Source organism: Pseudoxanthomonas sp. CF385 (assembly GCF_900104255.1).
Classification (GTDB): Bacteria; Pseudomonadota; Gammaproteobacteria; order Xanthomonadales; family Xanthomonadaceae; genus Pseudoxanthomonas_A.
Genome location: NZ_FNKZ01000001.1, coordinates 1 through 17163, shown reverse-complemented (window position 1 = coordinate 17163; position 17163 = coordinate 1). Strand labels below are relative to the sequence as shown.

At 66.5% G+C, this 17163-nt stretch carries 18 protein-coding genes; 3 read left to right on the top strand and 15 right to left on the bottom strand.

Translation table 11 applies throughout. From position 1 onward, the window contains the following. Window positions 1-5: 5 nt before the first annotated feature. The 4 genes from BLT45_RS00085 to BLT45_RS00070 all read right to left on the bottom strand — a co-directional run bounded on the left by BLT45_RS00085 (window position 6) and on the right by BLT45_RS00070 (window position 5134). Window positions 6-2810 carry a serine/threonine-protein kinase gene (locus BLT45_RS00085; RefSeq protein ID WP_093293475.1) on the bottom strand — a complete coding sequence of 935 codons (2805 nt, stop codon included), beginning with the start codon at window positions 2808-2810 and terminating at the stop codon, window positions 6-8. Between the two features lie 19 nt (window positions 2811-2829). Next, complete coding sequence (locus tag BLT45_RS00080) at window positions 2830-3396, bottom strand: ECF-type sigma factor (RefSeq protein ID WP_093293472.1); 567 nt, start codon at window positions 3394-3396, stop codon at window positions 2830-2832. An 84-nt stretch (window positions 3397-3480) separates the two neighbouring features. Beyond that, complete coding sequence (mutM, locus tag BLT45_RS00075) at window positions 3481-4308, bottom strand: bifunctional DNA-formamidopyrimidine glycosylase/DNA-(apurinic or apyrimidinic site) lyase (RefSeq protein ID WP_093293467.1); 828 nt, start codon at window positions 4306-4308, stop codon at window positions 3481-3483. Continuing rightward, complete coding sequence (locus BLT45_RS00070) at window positions 4301-5134, bottom strand: ABC transporter ATP-binding protein (protein ID WP_093298261.1); 834 nt, start codon at window positions 5132-5134, stop codon at window positions 4301-4303. Before BLT45_RS00070 ends, mutM begins: the two co-directional genes overlap by 8 nt. An 86-nt stretch (window positions 5135-5220) precedes the next feature. Here BLT45_RS00070 and BLT45_RS00065 point away from each other — a divergent pair, with 86 nt between their 5' ends. Continuing rightward, window positions 5221-5553, top strand: a complete 333-nt coding sequence (locus tag BLT45_RS00065; RefSeq protein ID WP_093293464.1) for an EF-hand domain-containing protein — start codon at window positions 5221-5223, stop codon at window positions 5551-5553. A gap of 6 nt (window positions 5554-5559) precedes the next feature. Here the strand turns inward: BLT45_RS00065 and BLT45_RS00060 are convergent, their stop codons facing one another. From BLT45_RS00060 to BLT45_RS00050, 3 genes are all read right to left on the bottom strand, one after another. Continuing rightward, window positions 5560-5940, bottom strand: coding sequence for a tautomerase family protein (locus BLT45_RS00060; protein WP_093293459.1), 381 nt, complete (start codon window positions 5938-5940; stop codon window positions 5560-5562). Window positions 5941-6061: 121 nt separating this feature from the next. Next, a complete protein-coding gene (locus BLT45_RS00055) occupies window positions 6062-7726 on the bottom strand; it encodes an MFS transporter (RefSeq protein ID WP_093293454.1) in 1665 nt (554 codons plus the stop codon). An 11-nt stretch (window positions 7727-7737) separates the two neighbouring features. After that, the gene (locus BLT45_RS00050) at window positions 7738-9123 is read right to left on the bottom strand and encodes a DcaP family trimeric outer membrane transporter (RefSeq protein ID WP_093293449.1); all 1386 of its coding nucleotides are present in this window, start codon (window positions 9121-9123) and stop codon (window positions 7738-7740) included. A gap of 321 nt (window positions 9124-9444) precedes the next feature. Here BLT45_RS00050 and acs point away from each other — a divergent pair, with 321 nt between their 5' ends. Both acs and BLT45_RS00040 read left to right on the top strand, forming a co-directional pair. Then, the gene (gene acs / locus BLT45_RS00045) at window positions 9445-11388 is read left to right on the top strand and encodes an acetate--CoA ligase (RefSeq protein WP_093293445.1); all 1944 of its coding nucleotides are present in this window, start codon (window positions 9445-9447) and stop codon (window positions 11386-11388) included. 106 nt (window positions 11389-11494) lie between these two features. Next, window positions 11495-12163 carry a response regulator transcription factor gene (locus BLT45_RS00040; protein ID WP_093298258.1) on the top strand — a complete coding sequence of 223 codons (669 nt, stop codon included), beginning with the start codon at window positions 11495-11497 and terminating at the stop codon, window positions 12161-12163. Window positions 12164-12178: 15 nt separating this feature from the next. On the opposite strand, the gene BLT45_RS00035 is transcribed toward BLT45_RS00040, so the two are convergent. The 8 genes from BLT45_RS00035 to BLT45_RS00005 all read right to left on the bottom strand — a co-directional run bounded on the left by BLT45_RS00035 (window position 12179) and on the right by BLT45_RS00005 (window position 16981). Next, window positions 12179-13066 (bottom strand): tetratricopeptide repeat protein, encoded by an 888-nt coding sequence (locus tag BLT45_RS00035; RefSeq protein WP_139187817.1) that lies wholly within the window; start codon window positions 13064-13066, stop codon window positions 12179-12181. A 122-nt stretch (window positions 13067-13188) separates the two neighbouring features. Beyond that, window positions 13189-13698 carry an HIT family protein gene (locus tag BLT45_RS00030; protein ID WP_175455661.1) on the bottom strand — a complete coding sequence of 170 codons (510 nt, stop codon included), beginning with the start codon at window positions 13696-13698 and terminating at the stop codon, window positions 13189-13191. A gap of 73 nt (window positions 13699-13771) precedes the next feature. Continuing rightward, window positions 13772-13999, bottom strand: a complete 228-nt coding sequence (locus BLT45_RS18225) for a hypothetical protein (RefSeq protein ID WP_175455660.1) — start codon at window positions 13997-13999, stop codon at window positions 13772-13774. A gap of 450 nt (window positions 14000-14449) precedes the next feature. Then, window positions 14450-14905 carry a DUF4262 domain-containing protein gene (locus BLT45_RS00025; protein ID WP_093293430.1) on the bottom strand — a complete coding sequence of 152 codons (456 nt, stop codon included), beginning with the start codon at window positions 14903-14905 and terminating at the stop codon, window positions 14450-14452. 7 nt (window positions 14906-14912) lie between these two features. Next, the gene (locus BLT45_RS00020) at window positions 14913-15419 is read right to left on the bottom strand and encodes a hypothetical protein (protein ID WP_093293425.1); all 507 of its coding nucleotides are present in this window, start codon (window positions 15417-15419) and stop codon (window positions 14913-14915) included. 65 nt (window positions 15420-15484) lie between these two features. Further along, complete coding sequence (locus tag BLT45_RS00015; protein WP_139187813.1) at window positions 15485-15886, bottom strand: hypothetical protein; 402 nt, start codon at window positions 15884-15886, stop codon at window positions 15485-15487. A 429-nt stretch (window positions 15887-16315) separates the two neighbouring features. Then, a complete protein-coding gene (locus BLT45_RS00010; protein WP_254771748.1) occupies window positions 16316-16621 on the bottom strand; it encodes a MafI2 family immunity protein in 306 nt (101 codons plus the stop codon). A 69-nt stretch (window positions 16622-16690) separates the two neighbouring features. Further along, on the bottom strand, window positions 16691-16981 hold the full coding sequence (locus BLT45_RS00005) for a hypothetical protein (RefSeq protein WP_093293417.1): 291 nt from the start codon (window positions 16979-16981) through the stop codon (window positions 16691-16693). Between the last annotated feature and the right edge of the window lie 182 nt (window positions 16982-17163).

The following is a 17163-nucleotide window of genomic DNA, read 5'->3' as shown; positions in this document are numbered from 1 at the left end:
CCGCCTCAGCGGCAGGCGGCACGCAGCGCGGCGATTTCGCGCGGGATGATCCCGCCATCGGGCAGCGCATTGCGCAGCTCGCCCGTCAGGGCATCCAGCTCGCGGCGCGCACGGTCCTTCTCGCCCATCCGGCAGCGCGCTTCGGCCATGTAGCCGCGCGCCAGCCAACGCAGCTTCGGCGCCTCGCTGCCGCTGCCGTCGTGGCGGGTGAGCGCGTCCAGCGGCGCGAGCGCGTCCTGCGGGCGACCGAGCCGGGTCAGATGGCGTGCCATCGACAGTTCCGCGAACCAAGTGCGCGGGTGATCCGGCCCGAAGCCGACGCGGGTGAGGCGCACCGCGCGGTCGAAGCGTTCGGTGGCACCGGCCAGGTCGCCCTTCGACGCGAGGACCTCGCCGATCATGCGGTCGGTCTCCCCGATCAGGGCGTGGCTGGCGCCGATCGTCGACACGCGCATCTGGCGGGATTCCTCCAGCGCGGCCAGCGCCTCGTCGTAGCGCCCCGCGCTGTGCAGCACCATGCCGTAGTTGAACAGGCCGCCGGGCAGGATCTGCAGGCTCTCGTTCGCCCGCCAGATCCCGACCGCCCGTGCGACGTCGCGCACCGCGGTGTCGTCGTCGCCGCGCTCCCACGCGATGATGCCCATCGAGTTCCAGCTCGATGCCGCGTCGCGGTGGTTGGGACCCAGCGATTCCAGGGTCATCGCATGCAGGCGGCGCAGTTCCGCGTCGGCCTCCACCAGCTGGCCGAGGTCGACCTGGACGGCGGCGATGTGCCGGCGCAGGGCCTGCGTGAGCGGGTGGCGCGGGCCATGGATGTCTTCCGCCAGTTCACGCGCGCGCTGGAACGAGGCCAGTGCCGCGTCGGTCTCGCCGCGGTTGCGGTACAGCAGCGCCAGGCTGCGCTGGATCTCCACCGCCAGCGGGTGGCGCGCATGGCCGTGGGCCTGCAGGTGCGCCAGGGCGGCGCGATAACCGCGCACGCCGGCATCGGCATTGCCCAGTTCGACGTCCAGCTGGGCGAGGTCGCGCAGGTTCTCGGCCACGCCCGCTTCGTCCTTCAGGTTGCGGCGGATCGTCAGCGAGCGGTCGAACATCTGCCGCGCCACCTGCTTCTCGCCGGCGTCGGCGCGGCAGCGGCCGTTCTGCGACTGGAACTCGGCCACCGGCAGCGGCAAGCGCGACTGCAGCGTCGCAAGGCGCGCTTCCATCGACGCCATCGCCTGCACGCACTGGCGCGAGCGCCCGAGCAGGCGGAGCACGCGGCCGTGCTGCGTCGCGGCCTGCAGGCGCAGGCTATCCGGCGCATCGTCGGCGATGGCGAGCACGCGCGCCTGTTTCTCCAGCAGCGCGAGCGACTCGTGGTAGTCGCCCAGGCCCAGGCGCAGGCGCGCGATCACGCCCAGCAGCTCCGCCTGCGCCAGCGGCTGGTTGGCGAGCTCGCGTTCGCCGCGGCGTTCGCCGGCGGCCAACAGTTCGCGCGCATCGAAGGTGCTGCCCTGCTGCGACGCGCCCGCGTTGTCGAACAGGCCGATCACGAAGTCCTGCATCGCCTGCGCGCGCGCGGCTTCGCGCATGGCCTGGCGGCCCTGCCAGATGCTCATGCCGAGCGCGGCGATCAGCACGCTGGCGGCCAGCCCGCTGCCCGCCAGCGCCCAGCGGTGGCGGACCAGGTATTTCTGCACGCGGTAGCCCACGCTCTGGGGGCGCGCCTGGATGGGCCGGCCCTCCATGTGGCGGCGCAGGTCGAGCGAAAGCGCCTCCACCGACGGGTAACGGTGCTCCGGCAGCTTCTGCAGCGCCTTCAGCGCGATGTTGTCCAGGTCGCCGACCAGCTTGCGCGCATTGCGCCGGGCATCCGGGCAGCGGCTGCGGCTGCCGTCGGTGGTGCGCAGCGTGGCGACCGAGGGCTTGAGCGGCTCCACTGCGAGGATGGCCTGCTCCCATTCCGCGTCGGTCTGCCGGCGCAGGCGGTAAGGCTTGGTGTCGGCGATCAGCTCGTACAGCACCACGCCGAGCGAGTACACGTCGGTCATCGTCGTGACCAGTTCGCCGCGCACCTGTTCCGGTGCCGCATAGTGCAGCGTGAACGCGCGGACCTCGGTGCGCGGATGCACCGGCGCAGGTTCCGGATCGTCGAGCAGCTTGGCGATGCCGAAGTCCAGCAGACGCACCTCGCCGCCGGGGGTGACGAGGATGTTGGACGGTTTCAGATCGCGGTGGACGATCAGGTTGGCGTGCGCGTGGCTGACCGCTTCGCAGATCTGCAGGAACAGCTTCAGCCGCTCTTCCAGGCCGATGTTGTTGGCCTGGCAGTAGTCGGTGATCGAGACGCCCTCGACGTACTCCAGCGCCAGGTAGGGCTGGCCCTCGCTGCCGATGCCCGCGTCCAGCAGACGCGCGATGTTGGGATGTTCCAGCCGCGCGAGGATCTCGCGCTCGCGGGTGAAGCGCAGGCGCAGGTTCGGATCGGCCAGGCCGGGGCGCAGCAGCTTCAGGGCGACGCGGCGCTGGTAGAGGCCGTCCGCGCGCGAGGCCAGCCACACCATGCCCATGCCGCCTTCGCCGAGCAGGGACTCCAGCTGGTAGGGACCGATGCGGATGCCGGGCTTCAGCTGGCCGGGCTTGTCGACCAGGGGCTGGTCGATGAAATCGTCGCCTTCCTCTTCCAGCGCGAGCAGTTTCTCCAGCTCGCGCGCCGTGTCGGGATCGTCCGCGCGCAGGATCTCCAGCTGCTGCGCGCGTGCCTCCGGGTCAAGCTCCAGCAGGACGTCCAGCAGCGGTGACAGGCGTTGCCAGCGTTCGACGTCCATGGTGCGGTATGCGGCGGGCTCAGCTGTCCTGCATGGCCGACAGCAGGAACATGCGTGCCTTCTGCCAGTCGCGGCGGATGCTGCGTTCGGAGCGCTTCAACAATTCTGCGATCTCCAGTTCCGACAGGCCGGCGAAATAGCGCATCTCGACCACCTGGGCCAGGCGCTCGTCGGCGGCGGCGAGCTTTTCCAGCGCATCGTTCAGCGCCAGCATGTCCTCGTCCAGGCGCAGGTTGCCTTCCACCTCTTCCGGGATGTCGGCCACGCGCTTGAGATCGCCGCCGCGCTTGCGGGCCAGACGGCTGCGCGCGTAGTCGACCACGACGCTGCGCATCGAGGAGGCGGCGTACGCGAAGAAGTGCGCGCGGTCCTCGAACTTGGCCGTGCCGGTGGAGCCCAGCAGTTTCAGGTAGGACTCGTGCACCAGGGCGGTCGCGTCGAGGGTGTAGCCGTGCTGGCCCGACAGCTGCCGGCGGGCCATGGTGTGCAGTTCCTGGTACAGCGTGGCCAGCACGCGGTCCAGCGCGGCGCGATCGCCGCTGCGGGCCGAATCCAGCCAGAGCGTAATGTCGGGTGCGTCCGCCATCCGTGTTCCCCACGAAGCCAAGAGCGCGAATATAACGTTATTCGACGAAGGTCGGACATCCGCCCAACGACACGGGCGGGCGGCTCAGCGCTGGCAGTGGCCACACCAGACGGTGGTCCGCTGGCCGATCATGGCCTGCTTCATCGGCCGGCCGCAGCGGGGGCAGGGCTCGCCGGCCCGGCCGTAGGCCGAGAGCTCCTGTTCGAAATAGCCGGGCGCCCCGTCCGGGCTCAGGAAGTCCCGCAACGTCGTGCCGCCGCGGGTGATGGCGTAGGCCAGGATCGCCTTCACGGCGTCGGCCAGTACCCCGTAGCGCTCGCGGGAGACCTTGCCGGCCGGGCGCAGCGGCGAGATGCCCGCGCGGAACAGGCTTTCCGCCGCATAGATGTTGCCCACGCCCACCACGACCGCCTGGTCCATCAGGAAGGTCTTCACCGGCGCCTTGCGGCCGCGGCTCATGGCGAACAGGTAGTCGCCGTCGAAGGCGTCCGAAAGCGGTTCCGGCCCCAGTCCCTGCAGCAGCGGGTGGACCTCGCCCGGCGCCTGCCACAGCAGCGAGCCGAAACGGCGCGGATCGTTGAAGCGCAGCACCCGGCCCGCGCCGCCGCGCTCGCCCGCCAGGGCGATGTCGACATGGTCGTGCGCCGTCACCGGCGTGGTCGCCGGCAGCACGCGCAGGCTGCCGGACATGCCCAGGTGCAGCAGGGCGCTGCCGGCCTCGGTGTCCATCAGCAGGTACTTGGCGCGGCGGCGGACCGACTGGATGCGCTGGCCGGGCAGCTCGCTGACCACCTCGGGCGGGATCGGCCAGCGCAGGTCGGGCCGGCGCAGCGTCACCGCCTGGATGCGCCGACCTTCGACATGCGGGGCGAGTCCGCGGCGGGTGGTCTCGACTTCGGGCAGCTCAGGCATGGCCGGGCACGGCTCCGTAGTAGTCGCCATCCTGGCGCACCTGCACGGGTCCGCCGAAGGCGCGGCTCAGGTGGGCCTCGGTCAGCGTGCCGGCGCGGTCGCCGTCCGCATAGACCGCGCCATCGCGCAGCAGCAGAACGCGGTCGATCTCGGGAATGATTTCCTCGATGTGGTGCGTGACCAGCACCAGCGTGATCCCGCGCTGGGCGAGGCTGCGCATCAGGCCGAGGAAGTGCCGGCGTGCGACCAGGTCCAGCCCTGCGGTGGGCTCGTCCAGCAGCAGGGCCTCGGGTTCGTGCACCAGCGCGCGCGCGATCAGCACCCGCCGCATCTCGCCGGTGGACAGCTCGGCGACCTGGCGGTCGGCAAGTGGCGTCGCACGCACCTGCTCCAGCGCGGCGCGTGCCTTCGCGCGCATCCCGGCGTCCACCTGCCGGTGCGCCGGCACGGCGAAACTGGAGAAGAACCCGGTGACCACGGCATCTTCCACGCGCAGGTACGGCATCTGCTGGAGGTCGCGGGTCAGGTCGCTGGTGACCACGCCGAGACGGTTGCGCAGCTCGCTCACGTTCCAGCGGCGCAGGCCGAACACCTTCACCGGCGCATCGCCCTCGCGCGCGAGCGGATACAGCTCCCGGCTGATCAGCTTGATGAAGGTGGATTTCCCGCAGCCGTTCGGTCCCAGGATGGCGGTGTGCTGGCCCAGCGGAATCCGCAGCGACAGGTCGTGCAGCACGCGGCTGGCGCCGCGCACCACGGTGGCGCGATCCAGTTCGAACAAGGGCGCGACGGGCGTCGTCGCGGCGGGCGGGGCGGGCAGGTTCATCGTGGGGCGGGGCGGGGGCGTGCCGGTGCAGCGTACCTGAATCCCCGGCGCGGCCGCCGTGCGCGCCATCGCCCTACAATGCGGCCATGCACCGCCGCCTGATCCCGCTTGTCCTCGCCTGCCTCCCGTGTGCTGCATGGGCGCAGGTCACCGCCACCGGCGACTACCTCGCGCGGATGGATACCGATCGCGATGGCCGCGTCAGCCTGGCGGAGTACCAGGCGTGGATGAGCTATGCCTTCGACGGTATGGACCGCAACCGCGATGGCGTGCTCTCCGTCGACGAACTGCCCGGCGGTCGCGGCAAGCCCATCACCCGTGAGGCGCACCTCGCCCAGCTGGCCGAGCGCTTCAAGCGCCAGGACGTGGACCGCGACGGTTTCCTCAGCGAGAAGGAACTGGCGGCACCGCCGCGCTGATCCGCCTCAGGTGTGGACCAGGCGACCGCCGGCGAACGCCCAGTTCTCCCACGTCGTTTCCTTGAAGCAGACCATGACGTTCTCGGGATTGCGTCCCGCCGCCTGCAGGCGCTGCATCAGGTCGGCCAGCAGTGCCTTCTTGACCTTCACGCTGCGGCCGACCGACCACAGGATCTCGATCAGCGCGAAGTCGTCGTCGCGCGCGCCGGCCACGTCCGGATAGCCCAGGTCGTAACGGAAGTCCTCCGCGGACAGTTCCAGCACGCGCTGGAAGCGGTCGGCGGCCGGCACGCCGGAGGCGACCAGCGCGGCATGCACCGCGTCGAGGATCGACGACTTGAAGGCCTCGTCCTTCGGCGCACGGACGGTCAGGGTGATCAACGGCATGGCGAAGGTCTCGTTCGGGGTCGCCAGCGTAGCGCGTGGGCGTTACGCAAAAGAAAACGCCGGCCACGAGGACCGGCGTCGGGAGTGCCGGCCCTGGGAGGGGCCGGCGGGGGGAGGACACTTACTTGGTGATGTCGACGTCCTTCGTCTCGCGCAGGAAGAACGTGCCGATGATCAGCGTCATCACCGCGATGCCGATCGGATACCACAGGCCGTAGTACAGGTTGCCGGTGGCCGCGACCAGGGCGAACGAGATGGCCGGCAGGAAGCCGCCGAACCAGCCGTTGCCGATGTGGTACGGCAGCGACATCGAGGTGTAGCGGATCTGGGTCGGGAACAGTTCGACCAGGTAGGCGGCGATCGGGCCGTAGACCATGGTCACGTAGATCACCAGCACCCACAGCAGCAGGATCGTCATCGGGACGTTGATGCGATCCGTCGGGGCCTTCTCCGTGTAGCCGGCCGCGCCCAGCGCCGTCTTGAGTTCGCCACCGAAGGCGGCCGTCTTGGCCTTCACGTCATCGCCGGACAGGCCCGCGGCTTCGAACGAAGACACCGAGGCGTCACCCACGCGCACCTGCGCCAGCGAACCCGCCGGAGCGGATTCCACGCTGTACGGCACGCCGGCACGGGCGAGGGCGGCGGTGGCCTGGTCGCACGAGCTGGTGAACTTGCGGGTACCCGGGATCGGATCGAACTGGAACGAGCAGGTGTTCTTGTCCGCGACCACCACGGCCGGCGCATTGCGGCTGGCTTCTTCCACGCCCGGATTGGCGAAGTGGGTGATGCCCTTGAAGATCGGGAAGTAGGTCACCGCGGCCAGCAGGCAGCCCGCCATGATGATCTTCTTGCGGCCGATGCGGTCCGACAGCCAGCCGAAGAACAGGAAGAACGGCGTGGCCAGGAACAGCGCGGCGGCGATCAGCAGGTAGGCGACGGTGGAGTCGACCTTCAGGATGCTCTGCAGGTAGAACAGCGCGTAGAACTGGCCGGCGTACCAGACCACGGCCTGGCCTGCGGTGGCGCCGAACAGCACCAGCAGCATCAGCTTCAGGTTGCCGCCCTTCAGCGAATCGCGGAACGGCGTCTTCGAGCCCTTGCCTTCGGCCTTCATCTGCTGGAACAGCGGGGATTCGCTCAACTGCAGTCGGATCCACACCGAGATGCCCAGCAGGATGATCGACGCCAGGAACGGAATGCGCCAACCCCACGCTTCGAACGCTTCGGTGCCCAGCGACAGGCGGCACGCCAGGATCACCAGCAGCGACAGGAACAGGCCCAGCGTCGCGGTGGTCTGGATGAAGGCGGTGTACAGGCCGCGCTTGCCGTCCGGCGCGTGCTCGGCCACGTAGGTCGCCGCGCCGCCGTACTCGCCGCCCATCGCCAGGCCCTGGGCCAGGCGCAGCACGATCAGGATGACGGGGGCGGCCATGCCGATCGACGCGTAGTTGGGCAGCACCCCGACCAGGAACGTCGAGATGCCCATGATCAGGATGGTGACCAGGAACGTGTACTTGCGGCCGATGCGGTCGCCCAGGCTGCCGAAGAACGCCGCGCCGAACGGACGGACGAAGAAGCCCGCCGCGAACGCCAGCAGCGCGAAGATCATGCCGGTGGTCGGATTGACGCCGCTGAAGAACTGCTTGGCGATGATCGCCGCCAGCGAACCATAGAGATAGAAGTCGTACCACTCGAACACGGTGCCGAGGCTTGAGGCGAAGATGACCTTCTTGTGGCCCTTCGTCAGCTCGCCCGACGACGAATGCTGCACAGTCGTGGAACTCATGTGGATTCCCCTCAGAAAGTGTATTTGACGGTCGTGTGCAGACGCTTCAGGTCGCCTTCGCGGTCATCCTCGAGCGAGCGCTGGCCGTAGATCAGTTCGGCGCCCAGGTCCAGCTTCGGGAACGGCGAATAGATGATGTTGGCGTGCATCGATTGCGTGCGCTCGGTGACGCCGAAACCGGTGATGCCGGCGTCGTTGTCGAAGTGCGAGGCGGAGTACATCAGGTTGGTACGGACTTTCGGGCTGAACACATGGCGCCAGGCGACGAAGCCGCCGTAGCCGTCCAGCGCATTGATGTCGCCGTTGGCTTCGGTCACCACATCGCTGCCCACGCCGAAGGCGAGGTAACGGCCGATGCCCTGGCCGGCGTTCACCGCATAGCGGATGTCGTCGCTCTTGCCCATGTTGAACTTGCCCGAGACGCTCACCGAGGCACCGGTGTCGGTTTCGTCCAGCAGCTTGAACTGGCGCACCATGCCGGCGACGGTGAAGTGGCCCCAGTCGCCCTTGGTCAGCCAGCGCGCGGTGACGTCCGGCGCGGCGTTGTCCCCGCTGTTGAAGCGGGCGCCGGTGAGGTAGGGGGTGACGGTGGTCTGCGGGTTCTCGATCGAGAACGACCACGGACCCTTGGTGTAACGCAGCTGGGCCTGGCGCACGAAGATCGTGCCGTCGGTCGGGCCCACGAAGTCGACCGCGTCCGGCAGCGCCGCCGCGTCCATGAAGTTGGACCAGGTCTGGCCGGCCAGCCAGTTGTTCCAGCTGACATACGCATGGCGCAGGGTGACGGCGTAGGTATTCGTCGCGGTCTCGTTGCCGGCCAGCGCATTGCTGCCGCCGCCGAAGAAGTCCATCTCGACGAAGCCCTTGAGCTTGTCGCCGCCTTCGGTCACGTGGTCCGCGCTCAACCAGAAGCGCGAGAACTGGGCGTGGTAGTCGGCATAGGCATCGCCGCCGTCGGCGGTCGGGCCACCCACCGGGATGGTGCTGGGCACGTAGAACAGGCGGCCCGACGAGCCATCGGCGATGCGGCCATCGCTGGTGTCGGTGACCATCGCGTCCATCTTGATGAAACCGCCGTAGGAGAACGTGCTCCCCGGATTGGACGCGGTCAGGATGGTGGTGTTCTGGATCGGTTGCTTGCCCGCGGGCACGGCGGCCGGTGCCGCGGCCTGCTTGGCCTGCACCTGCGTCACCTGCTCCTGGGTGGTGGTGATCTGGGTCTGTTGCTGCTGCTGCGCGGACAGCAACAGCTGCACCTGGCGCTCCAGGTCGGCCACGCGGGCCTCCAGCGCCTTCTCCTTGGCGGTCTGTGCGAACGCCATGCCCGGCGCGATGAGGGCGACGAAAAGCGCAGCGGCCAGTGGCCGTCGCGCGATGAGTGCGGAACGTTGGGTCATAACCCCTCCCGAAAGGTTGATGGCCGCGTTGCGCGGCTGACGGAGACTTGCGCCTGCATGCCGGCAGCGCCTATTCGCCATTAGTCGTAACCGCACTGCAAAAAACACAAACCCTTGCCAGCAAAGGGGTGCGACGTTCGGTCGCACGCCGCGCACCCCGCGCTTTAAGACCATCGTCTAAGCCGGATGCTGCAATGCCGCACGCCCGTATGCGTCAAACTCGCTGCGTCGGACATGCCACGCGACGCGCTTTGCCACCTCGCCCGGTCTTCGTCCATGCCTCAGAATCGACGCATTACTTGAACGTCCCGGGAGGACCTCATGACTGACCTGTATCCGGTCAAGCCGGAATTCGCGGCCAAGGCCCGCATCACGCGCGAGCAATACCAGCGCGACTACCAGGCCTCGATCGACGATCCGGAGGCCTTCTGGGGCCAGGCCGCCGAGCGCCTGCAGTGGTTCAAGAAGCCGACCCGGATCAAGGACGTCAGCTACGCGCTGGACGATTTCCACATCCGCTGGTTCGCCGACGGCGAGCTCAACGCCAGCGTCAACTGCCTGGACCGCCAACTGGCCGAGCGCGGCGACAAGGTCGCACTGCTGTTCGAGCCGGACGGTCCGGACACGCCGTCGTATGGCGTCACCTACCGCGAGCTGTACGAGCGCACCTGCAAGCTGGCCAACGCGCTGCGCGCGCTCGGCGTGCAGAAGGGCGACCGCATCACCATCTACCTGCCGATGATCCCGGACGCCGCGGTCGCCATGCTGGCCTGCGCGCGCATCGGCGCGATCCACTCGGTGGTGTTCGGCGGCTTCGCGCCCAATTCCATCGCCGACCGCGTGGCCGACTGTGGCAGCAAGCTGATCATCACCGCCGACGAAGGCCTGCGCGGCGGCAAGAAGGTGCCGCTGAAGGCGAACGTCGACGCCGCGTTGAAACTGCCGGGCACGAACTCGGTGGAAACCGTCCTGGTCGTGCGCCACACCGGCGGCGCCGTGGACATGCAGATGCCGCGCGACCGCTGGTTCGACGCCGTCGTCGACGCGCAGCCGGCCGAGTGCGAGCCCGAGCGCATGAACGCCGAGGACCCGCTCTTCATCCTCTATACCTCCGGTTCCACCGGCAAGCCGAAGGGCGTGCTGCACACCACCGGCGGCTACCTGCTGTATGCGGCGTACACGCACGAGGCCGTGTTCGACCTGCGCGAAGACGACATCTACTGGTGCACCGCCGACGTCGGCTGGGTCACCGGCCACAGCTACATCGTCTACGGACCGCTCGCCAACGGCGCCACCGCGGTGATGTTCGAAGGCGTGCCGAACTACCCGAACGTGTCGCGTTTCTGGGAAGTCATCGACAAGCACAAGGTCACCATCTTCTACACCGCCCCCACCGCGATCCGCGCGCTGATGCGCGAGGGCGAGGCGCCGGTGAAGAGGACCTCGCGGGCGTCGCTGCGCCTGCTGGGCAGCGTGGGCGAGCCGATCAATCCGGAAGCCTGGCGCTGGTACTACGACGTGGTCGGCGACGCACGCTGCCCCATCGTCGATACGTGGTGGCAGACCGAGACCGGCGGCATCCTGATCACCCCGTTGGCGGGCGCCATCGACCTCAAGCCCGGCTCGGCCACGCTGCCGTTCTTCGGCGTGCGGCCGGCGCTGGTCGATGCCAATGGCGAGCAGCTGGATGGCGCCACCGAAGGCAACCTGGTGCTGCTGGATTCCTGGCCCGGCCAGATGCGCACCGTGTACGGCGACCACCAGCGCTTCATCGACACCTACTTCCGCACGTATCCGGGCACCTACTTCACCGGCGACGGTTGCCGCCGCGATGCCGATGGCTATTACTGGATCACCGGCCGCGTCGACGACGTCATCAACGTCTCCGGCCATCGCATCGGCACCGCCGAGGTGGAAAGCGCGCTGGTCGCGCATCCGAAGGTCGCCGAGGCCGCCGTGGTCGGCTTCCCGCACGACATCAAGGGCCAGGGCATCTATGCCTACGTCACCCTCAAGGCCGGCGAAGCGCAGAGCGACGAGCTGCTGAAGGAGCTCGTGGCCTGGGTTCGGAAGGAGATCGGCCCGATCGCCACGCCGGACCACCTGCAGTGGGCGCCGGGCCTGCCGAAGACGCGTTCGGGCAAGATCATGCGCCGCATCCTGCGCAAGATCGCCGAGAACGCGCCGGAGCAGCTGGGCGATACCTCGACGCTGGCCGACCCGTCGGTGGTCGAATCGCTGGTGGCCGAACGCAAGGTGAAGTAACCCGCTTGCTGGGGAGGGCAGGCGGGCTGCACGGAGCGGGACACGCCGCCCTGTGCAGGCAACGCATCACGGATTACCCTTTCTCCTTACGATGGACCGCACCGCCATGCCCACCCTGCTGATTGCCGACGATCACCCGCTGTTCCGCGAGGCGCTGCGCGGCGCCGTGCAACGCGTGATGCCCGGGGTCAGGCTGCATGAAGCCGACAGCGTCGACGCCCTCTACGTGCTCGTCGACGCGCACCCGGACGCCGACCTGCTGCTGATGGACCTCAACATGCCCGGCGCACACGGCTTCAATGCGCTGGTGCACCTGCGCGCGCTGCACCCGCAGTTGCCGGTGGTCATCGTGTCCGCGCGCGAGGAGCCGGCGGTCATGCGCCGCGCACTCGACCACGGTGCGCTGGGCTTCATTCCCAAGTCCGCCGATTCGGACACCATCGGCCAGGCGATCGGGGCCGTGCTCGACGGCGAACGCTGGGTTCCGGACGAAGCGCACAGCGCGCCGGCCACGTCCCGCGACGAACAGGAAACCGCGCAGCGCCTGCGCGACCTCACCCCGCAGCAGTTCAAGGTGTTGCAGATGCTCGGCGCGGGCCGCCTCAACAAGCAGATTGCTTACGACCTGGGCGTGTCCGAGGCCACGATCAAGGCGCATGTCACCGCCATCCTGCGCAAGCTGCACGTCACCAATCGTACGCAGGCGGTACTCGCCGCCGGCCGACTGGCGGTCGATCCGGACGGCCTGGTGCTGCCGCCCGACGAAGGCGAGTAGTCGCGCGAAGGGAGCTCAGCGCTTGTCGGCGGCTTTCCGCGCGGCGCATGTCTTGTCGGCAGGAATCGCCTGTCCCGCCTTCTCGGCCAGCAGTTGTTCGTCCTGCGTCGCCTTCGCCACATTGCCCAGCTCGCAATAGGTGAAGGCGCGGTAGATCAGGTGGTCGAGCGTGTCAGGCTGACCGGCCACCAGGGCATCGGCATGCGGCAGCGCATCCTTCCAGCGCTTGTGGTTGAGGAACTGGACCATCAGGTCCCGGTGGTAGTGCAGCCGCGCGGCGGGTGCGGTGCTGAGGCGCAGCGCCGTCTGCAGATCCTCGATGGCCGCATCGCTCAGATAGCCGGCGAACTCGCCCTTGCTGTGCTCGATCAGCGAATGCGCCCGCGCATGCAGCACATCCACGTCCTCGGGATTGCGCGCGAGCAGAGCCGCGTACAGGTCGCGCGCTTCATCGACGTCCCCCGTGCGGCGTGCATCCGCGAGCACCGCATCGCGCCCGTCTGTGCGGCGGCCCGGCAACGGCTTGCCGCCGCGGCAGGTCGCGGCACCGGTCTTCACGCTGAAGGCGTCTCCCTGCGCGGGGACGCCCGCACTGCCGTGGCAGCTGCCGAACGGTGTCCAGCGCCAGCGCATGGCGTAAGGCATCGTGTCGTGGTGCTCGCCGATCTCGACGGTGAAGGTGCGCGACTGGCCGGGCGCCAGCGGTCGGTCGAGCTCGATCTCCCCGCCGCCGAACGTCTTGCTGGAGAAGACGCTGGTGCGCTCGACCGACACGCCGACGATGGGCGCATCGCTGTCGTTGACGAGTTCGAGCTGGACGCGGCGGTCGGCGGCGTCGGCAACGCCGGCGCACGCCAGCAGACCGGCAGCCGCGACGGCCGCCATGAGGCGATGGAGTGGCATGAGATGTCCCCTGTTGACCGCATCATTCAAGCGCATGCGGCGTCGTAAGGGAAGTAGGTCCCGCCTGAGCGCGGTGACAAAGCGCGAGGGGCGCTTAACGCCGGAGTCGGATCGCCGCTTGCTCACGCGGGAAGATTTGAACGGATCCGCTTTACGGTCTCGACCAGCTGGTCGACGGGAACGCGGACGCGCGTCATCCGCTCCGCATCGCCGTCCCGCTCGTGCACGGTGCCCCGTTCCCGCCCCGCACCGTCGAACGTCGCAAGCTGCGGTGGCCCGATGCCCCAATCGCTGCCTGGTTGGCGGGGCACGACGTGGAAATGGAAGTGGGGCGTTTCCTGTCCGCTGTACACACCGTTGTTCTGGAACGTCAGAACGCCGAGCGGTCGGTAGGTCCTGACCAGCGCCTCGGCGGCGCGTTTGGCGGAAGTCATGATGGCCGCGCATTCCTCGTCGGAAAGATCGAGCAGCGTCGCGACATGCCGTCGCGTGATCACGCAGCACTGTCCGGTTTCGAACTGCCACGGATTGATCACGGTCAGCGTATGTGCGCTCTCATCGATGATCTTCCATGGCTCGTCGCGGGCGGCGACGCACAGATCGCAGGGGTCTCTGACAGGGAGTTGGATCACTCGATTCCTCCTACGCGCGATCGACGCGATGTCGCCGGCAGATCCTGCCGGAGGGACGGCTGGACCGAAACGCCTAGACCCAGGGCAGCCATGTGACCAGTCCAATGCGCATGCGCTGCGGCCCGACCGTTCCGACCGCCAGCAGGGTGGCCGCCCCGAAGCCAAAGAGCCAACAGGCGAAACGGAAGCCATCTGCGTCGTAAGCGATCCACGCACCTGCGGCAAGCGCGGATCCGAGCCCGATGCATATGATGCGTGCGATCAGGTCCAGGCGGGGCGCCACTTCTGATGTGCGCTTCATGCAGTGCGGCACCGGGTTTGAGCCGAGCCGCGAAGCGCGTTCGGCTTGAATGAACCGTTAGGGCGCAGCCGGCGCATCTAGGCTGACCTTGCAGAAAGGGCAACTCTGCGCCGGCCCGCCCAAGAGAGGGCGCGCGGAAAAGGGGCCGATTCACCTAAGGTTCCCATGGCACTTGGGGCGGCGAACAAGGAAATTGATACCGAGCACCCCAAGAAGAACGGCTGCGAACAGCGGAACAGCTGCTTGGAAGATCCATGGCGGCGAGCCGTTGCTCGATAGCATGGCAATGCTAAGAACAAGTGCGCCCCAGGCAACTGTACCGCCGAGCATAAGTGCCAAGCAGCGTCGTCGGGCTCTCACTAGTTCTTCGCGGATGGTCATCTACGCCCTAGTGCTTGAATCAAGCTGATCCGCGAAGCGGATTCGGTTTGAATGAACTGTTAGCGGGCGTCACGCCGCCTCACCCGCCAGCAAAGGTTGGTTACTGCGGAACCAATCTGAGGCCTCGGCATCCCATGGCCACACTCCGGACGTGCTTGGCCAGACTAGCTGCACCGCGTCAAAGTCTGGCCCGTCGTGGAGCCAACAGGCGGAACGCATGTATTCAGCGCGATGCTCACGCGCAACTTGGCGAAACTGGACCGCGAACCCTTCCAGGAAGTCGAGGTACAGCACGCCTGGTTGAAACCTCTCACCCGCTTGGCACCGACGGTTGTACTCATTGACCATCCAGTGCGACAGCTTGGAGTTGAGCCCAACGACAATGATTTCGGGAGCGCCGGACGATCTGGCTACGCCAATGGAGTACGAGAAGGGCGGCTCCTTCTCGTCCGGATCGAAGACAGAGGTGACACTGCACCCATGTTCATCGATGTGCTTGAGGATGTTGCGCTCGTACTCTTCCATCAGCCCGCTAACGCCTGAATTGAGCCGACCCGCGAAGCGGGTTCGGCTTGAATGAATTGTCAGCGCCCGCGCCGGACAAGTACACAGGCGCACCAAGTGCGGCAGCGTACTGGGACTGAGACAAGAACGGCCAGTAGGCCATGTCGCCAGCGGGACTGAGGCGGCGGAAATAGATGCGTCCGGCCCAGCCAAATGTCAGCAGGTTGGCGAGCATGAGAAGAACAGACGGGCCGCGAGAAAGAACTGGCCATAAGTACGGAAACCCCGATTTTAGAAAGAGCACGCATCGGACTGCAGCGTCCCTTTGCGTTTGCGACAGCTTGTCGATGCCAATTAGGCGATGCTCTCGAAGATCGCAATAGAGCAGCCACAGGAACTGGTTGTAGACCTCCCGGATGGCTGGGTCGGCTGACTTTGGCACGGCATCGTCGAACTGAAAGTTTGTGATGCGGGAACCAATGAGCCAACGGGTTGACTCAGCCAAAGTTGCGCGAGCTTGCTGATCAATCGTCATAGGGCGCTAACGCCTGAATTAAGCCGTGCCGCGAAGCGGCATCGGCTTGAATGAATTGTTAGGCCCTACCAGCCTTGGGCCTGCGCGAATGACTCTAGTTGCCTCTGAATGCGGGCGGCCAACTCCGCGGACGAGTAGAACGCAAGATCCGGGGCATCAATGTCGTCCTTGAACGCGACGACCACCAAGCGCTCAGGCTTGCCATTTACTGTCACGCCGTACTCCCAGTTGCCAGTCTGCTCGACCGGCAGGGCCTCAATTGCTGCGGCAAGTTTATCCGCCTGGTCGGAGCTGAAGCCAGAGGAGAAAGACTGAGAGAGGCTGTCGAGGAACGCACCGACTCCCTCTTGATCGAAGTTCATTGATGCTTCCGTAAGGCCGGCGACATCGATTGGCGGAGTGGACTGCGCACAGGATGTGCCGGAGATTGAAACGAGCATTGCCAGAAATGCGATAAATCTCTTCATGGGCCTAACGCCTGAATTAAGCCGACCCGCAGCGGGGCGGCGACTGGGTGCGAATATAGCTGAAGGCGTGAACTTAGGCGCCGCCCTGATGCGGGTTCGGCTTGAATGAATTGTTAGGTGTTACAAGGAGCTATCCAAGTCCTTGGTGACCGCGCGCCATCCAATAGTGGCCACGAACAACAGTGGAAGACCTACAAATATTAGAAGTTCGACTAGAGGAGACAATTTGTCGCCTAGAAAATTGGCGAGACCATGACCATCTTGGTACTTAGAGTATTGCCAGAGACTCGCCAAACCAACTCCAAGCGCCATCAGTACGACATACGGCAATTTCTCAATCCATCGCGCTGATCTGGCCATAACACCTAACGCCTGAATTAAGCCGACCCGCGAAGCGGGTTCGGCTTGAATGAATTGTTAGGCCGCATCCTAGGCCTCCGCACGCCGGTAGGCAACGAAGCCAAGGGGCGATAGGGGCACAGGAGCAGGAGCGAAAACATGCTGCTCGTCCAGTTGCCATGGCGCCGGAAAGTCAGCGATGACCTCAGCCGCGGCGCTGGAGCAACTTTCTCTTGCGGCATCTGATGGATTGCCGTCGTACTCAAAGCGCAGCCGGACCATCTGTGACGTTGTGTCGGCCTCAATCGAGGCTTGCCGCAGGACTGGATGGACCTCGCCGAGCAAAGCCCGTCGGAGAGACAGAAGCAGCATTTGACGGGTAGCGATGTCGCTCATGCGGCCTAACGCCTGAATTAAGCCGACCCGCGAAGCGGGTTCGGCTTGAATGAATTGTTAGCCGCCACGCTACAGAAGCACGAAAACGGCGATGAAGAGAGCCGGGGAAAGCAGCAGCATGGCTCTTGCCAGGAAGAGCTTTGCCCGGAACTCGCGCGGATGATGCTCTAGCGGGAGCCTGCGGTCAAAGAGCATCTCAATTATCGCGGTGGAGTTCTTGGCGCTTACACCAGGCGTAGCTCCGAGATGCCGGAATAGCTCGGAATCAAAGCGCCGGATATCTGCCAGAGCGGAGCGAGCAATTGCGTAATAGGCGAATGCGTACATCGCTGCAACGCCAATGATGTGACGAGCTTCCATTGCGACGAACTCACCTGTGGCGGCTAACGCCTGAATTAAGCCGCGCCGCGAAGCGGCGTCGGCTTGAATGAATTGTTAGCGCTTATTCGGGGTTGCATGTCGATTTCTCCGGAAGCGGGCACTCGTACGTAGATAGCTGCCTGTCTGGCGACAATCGATAGCATGCGTATTTTCTAACGTGA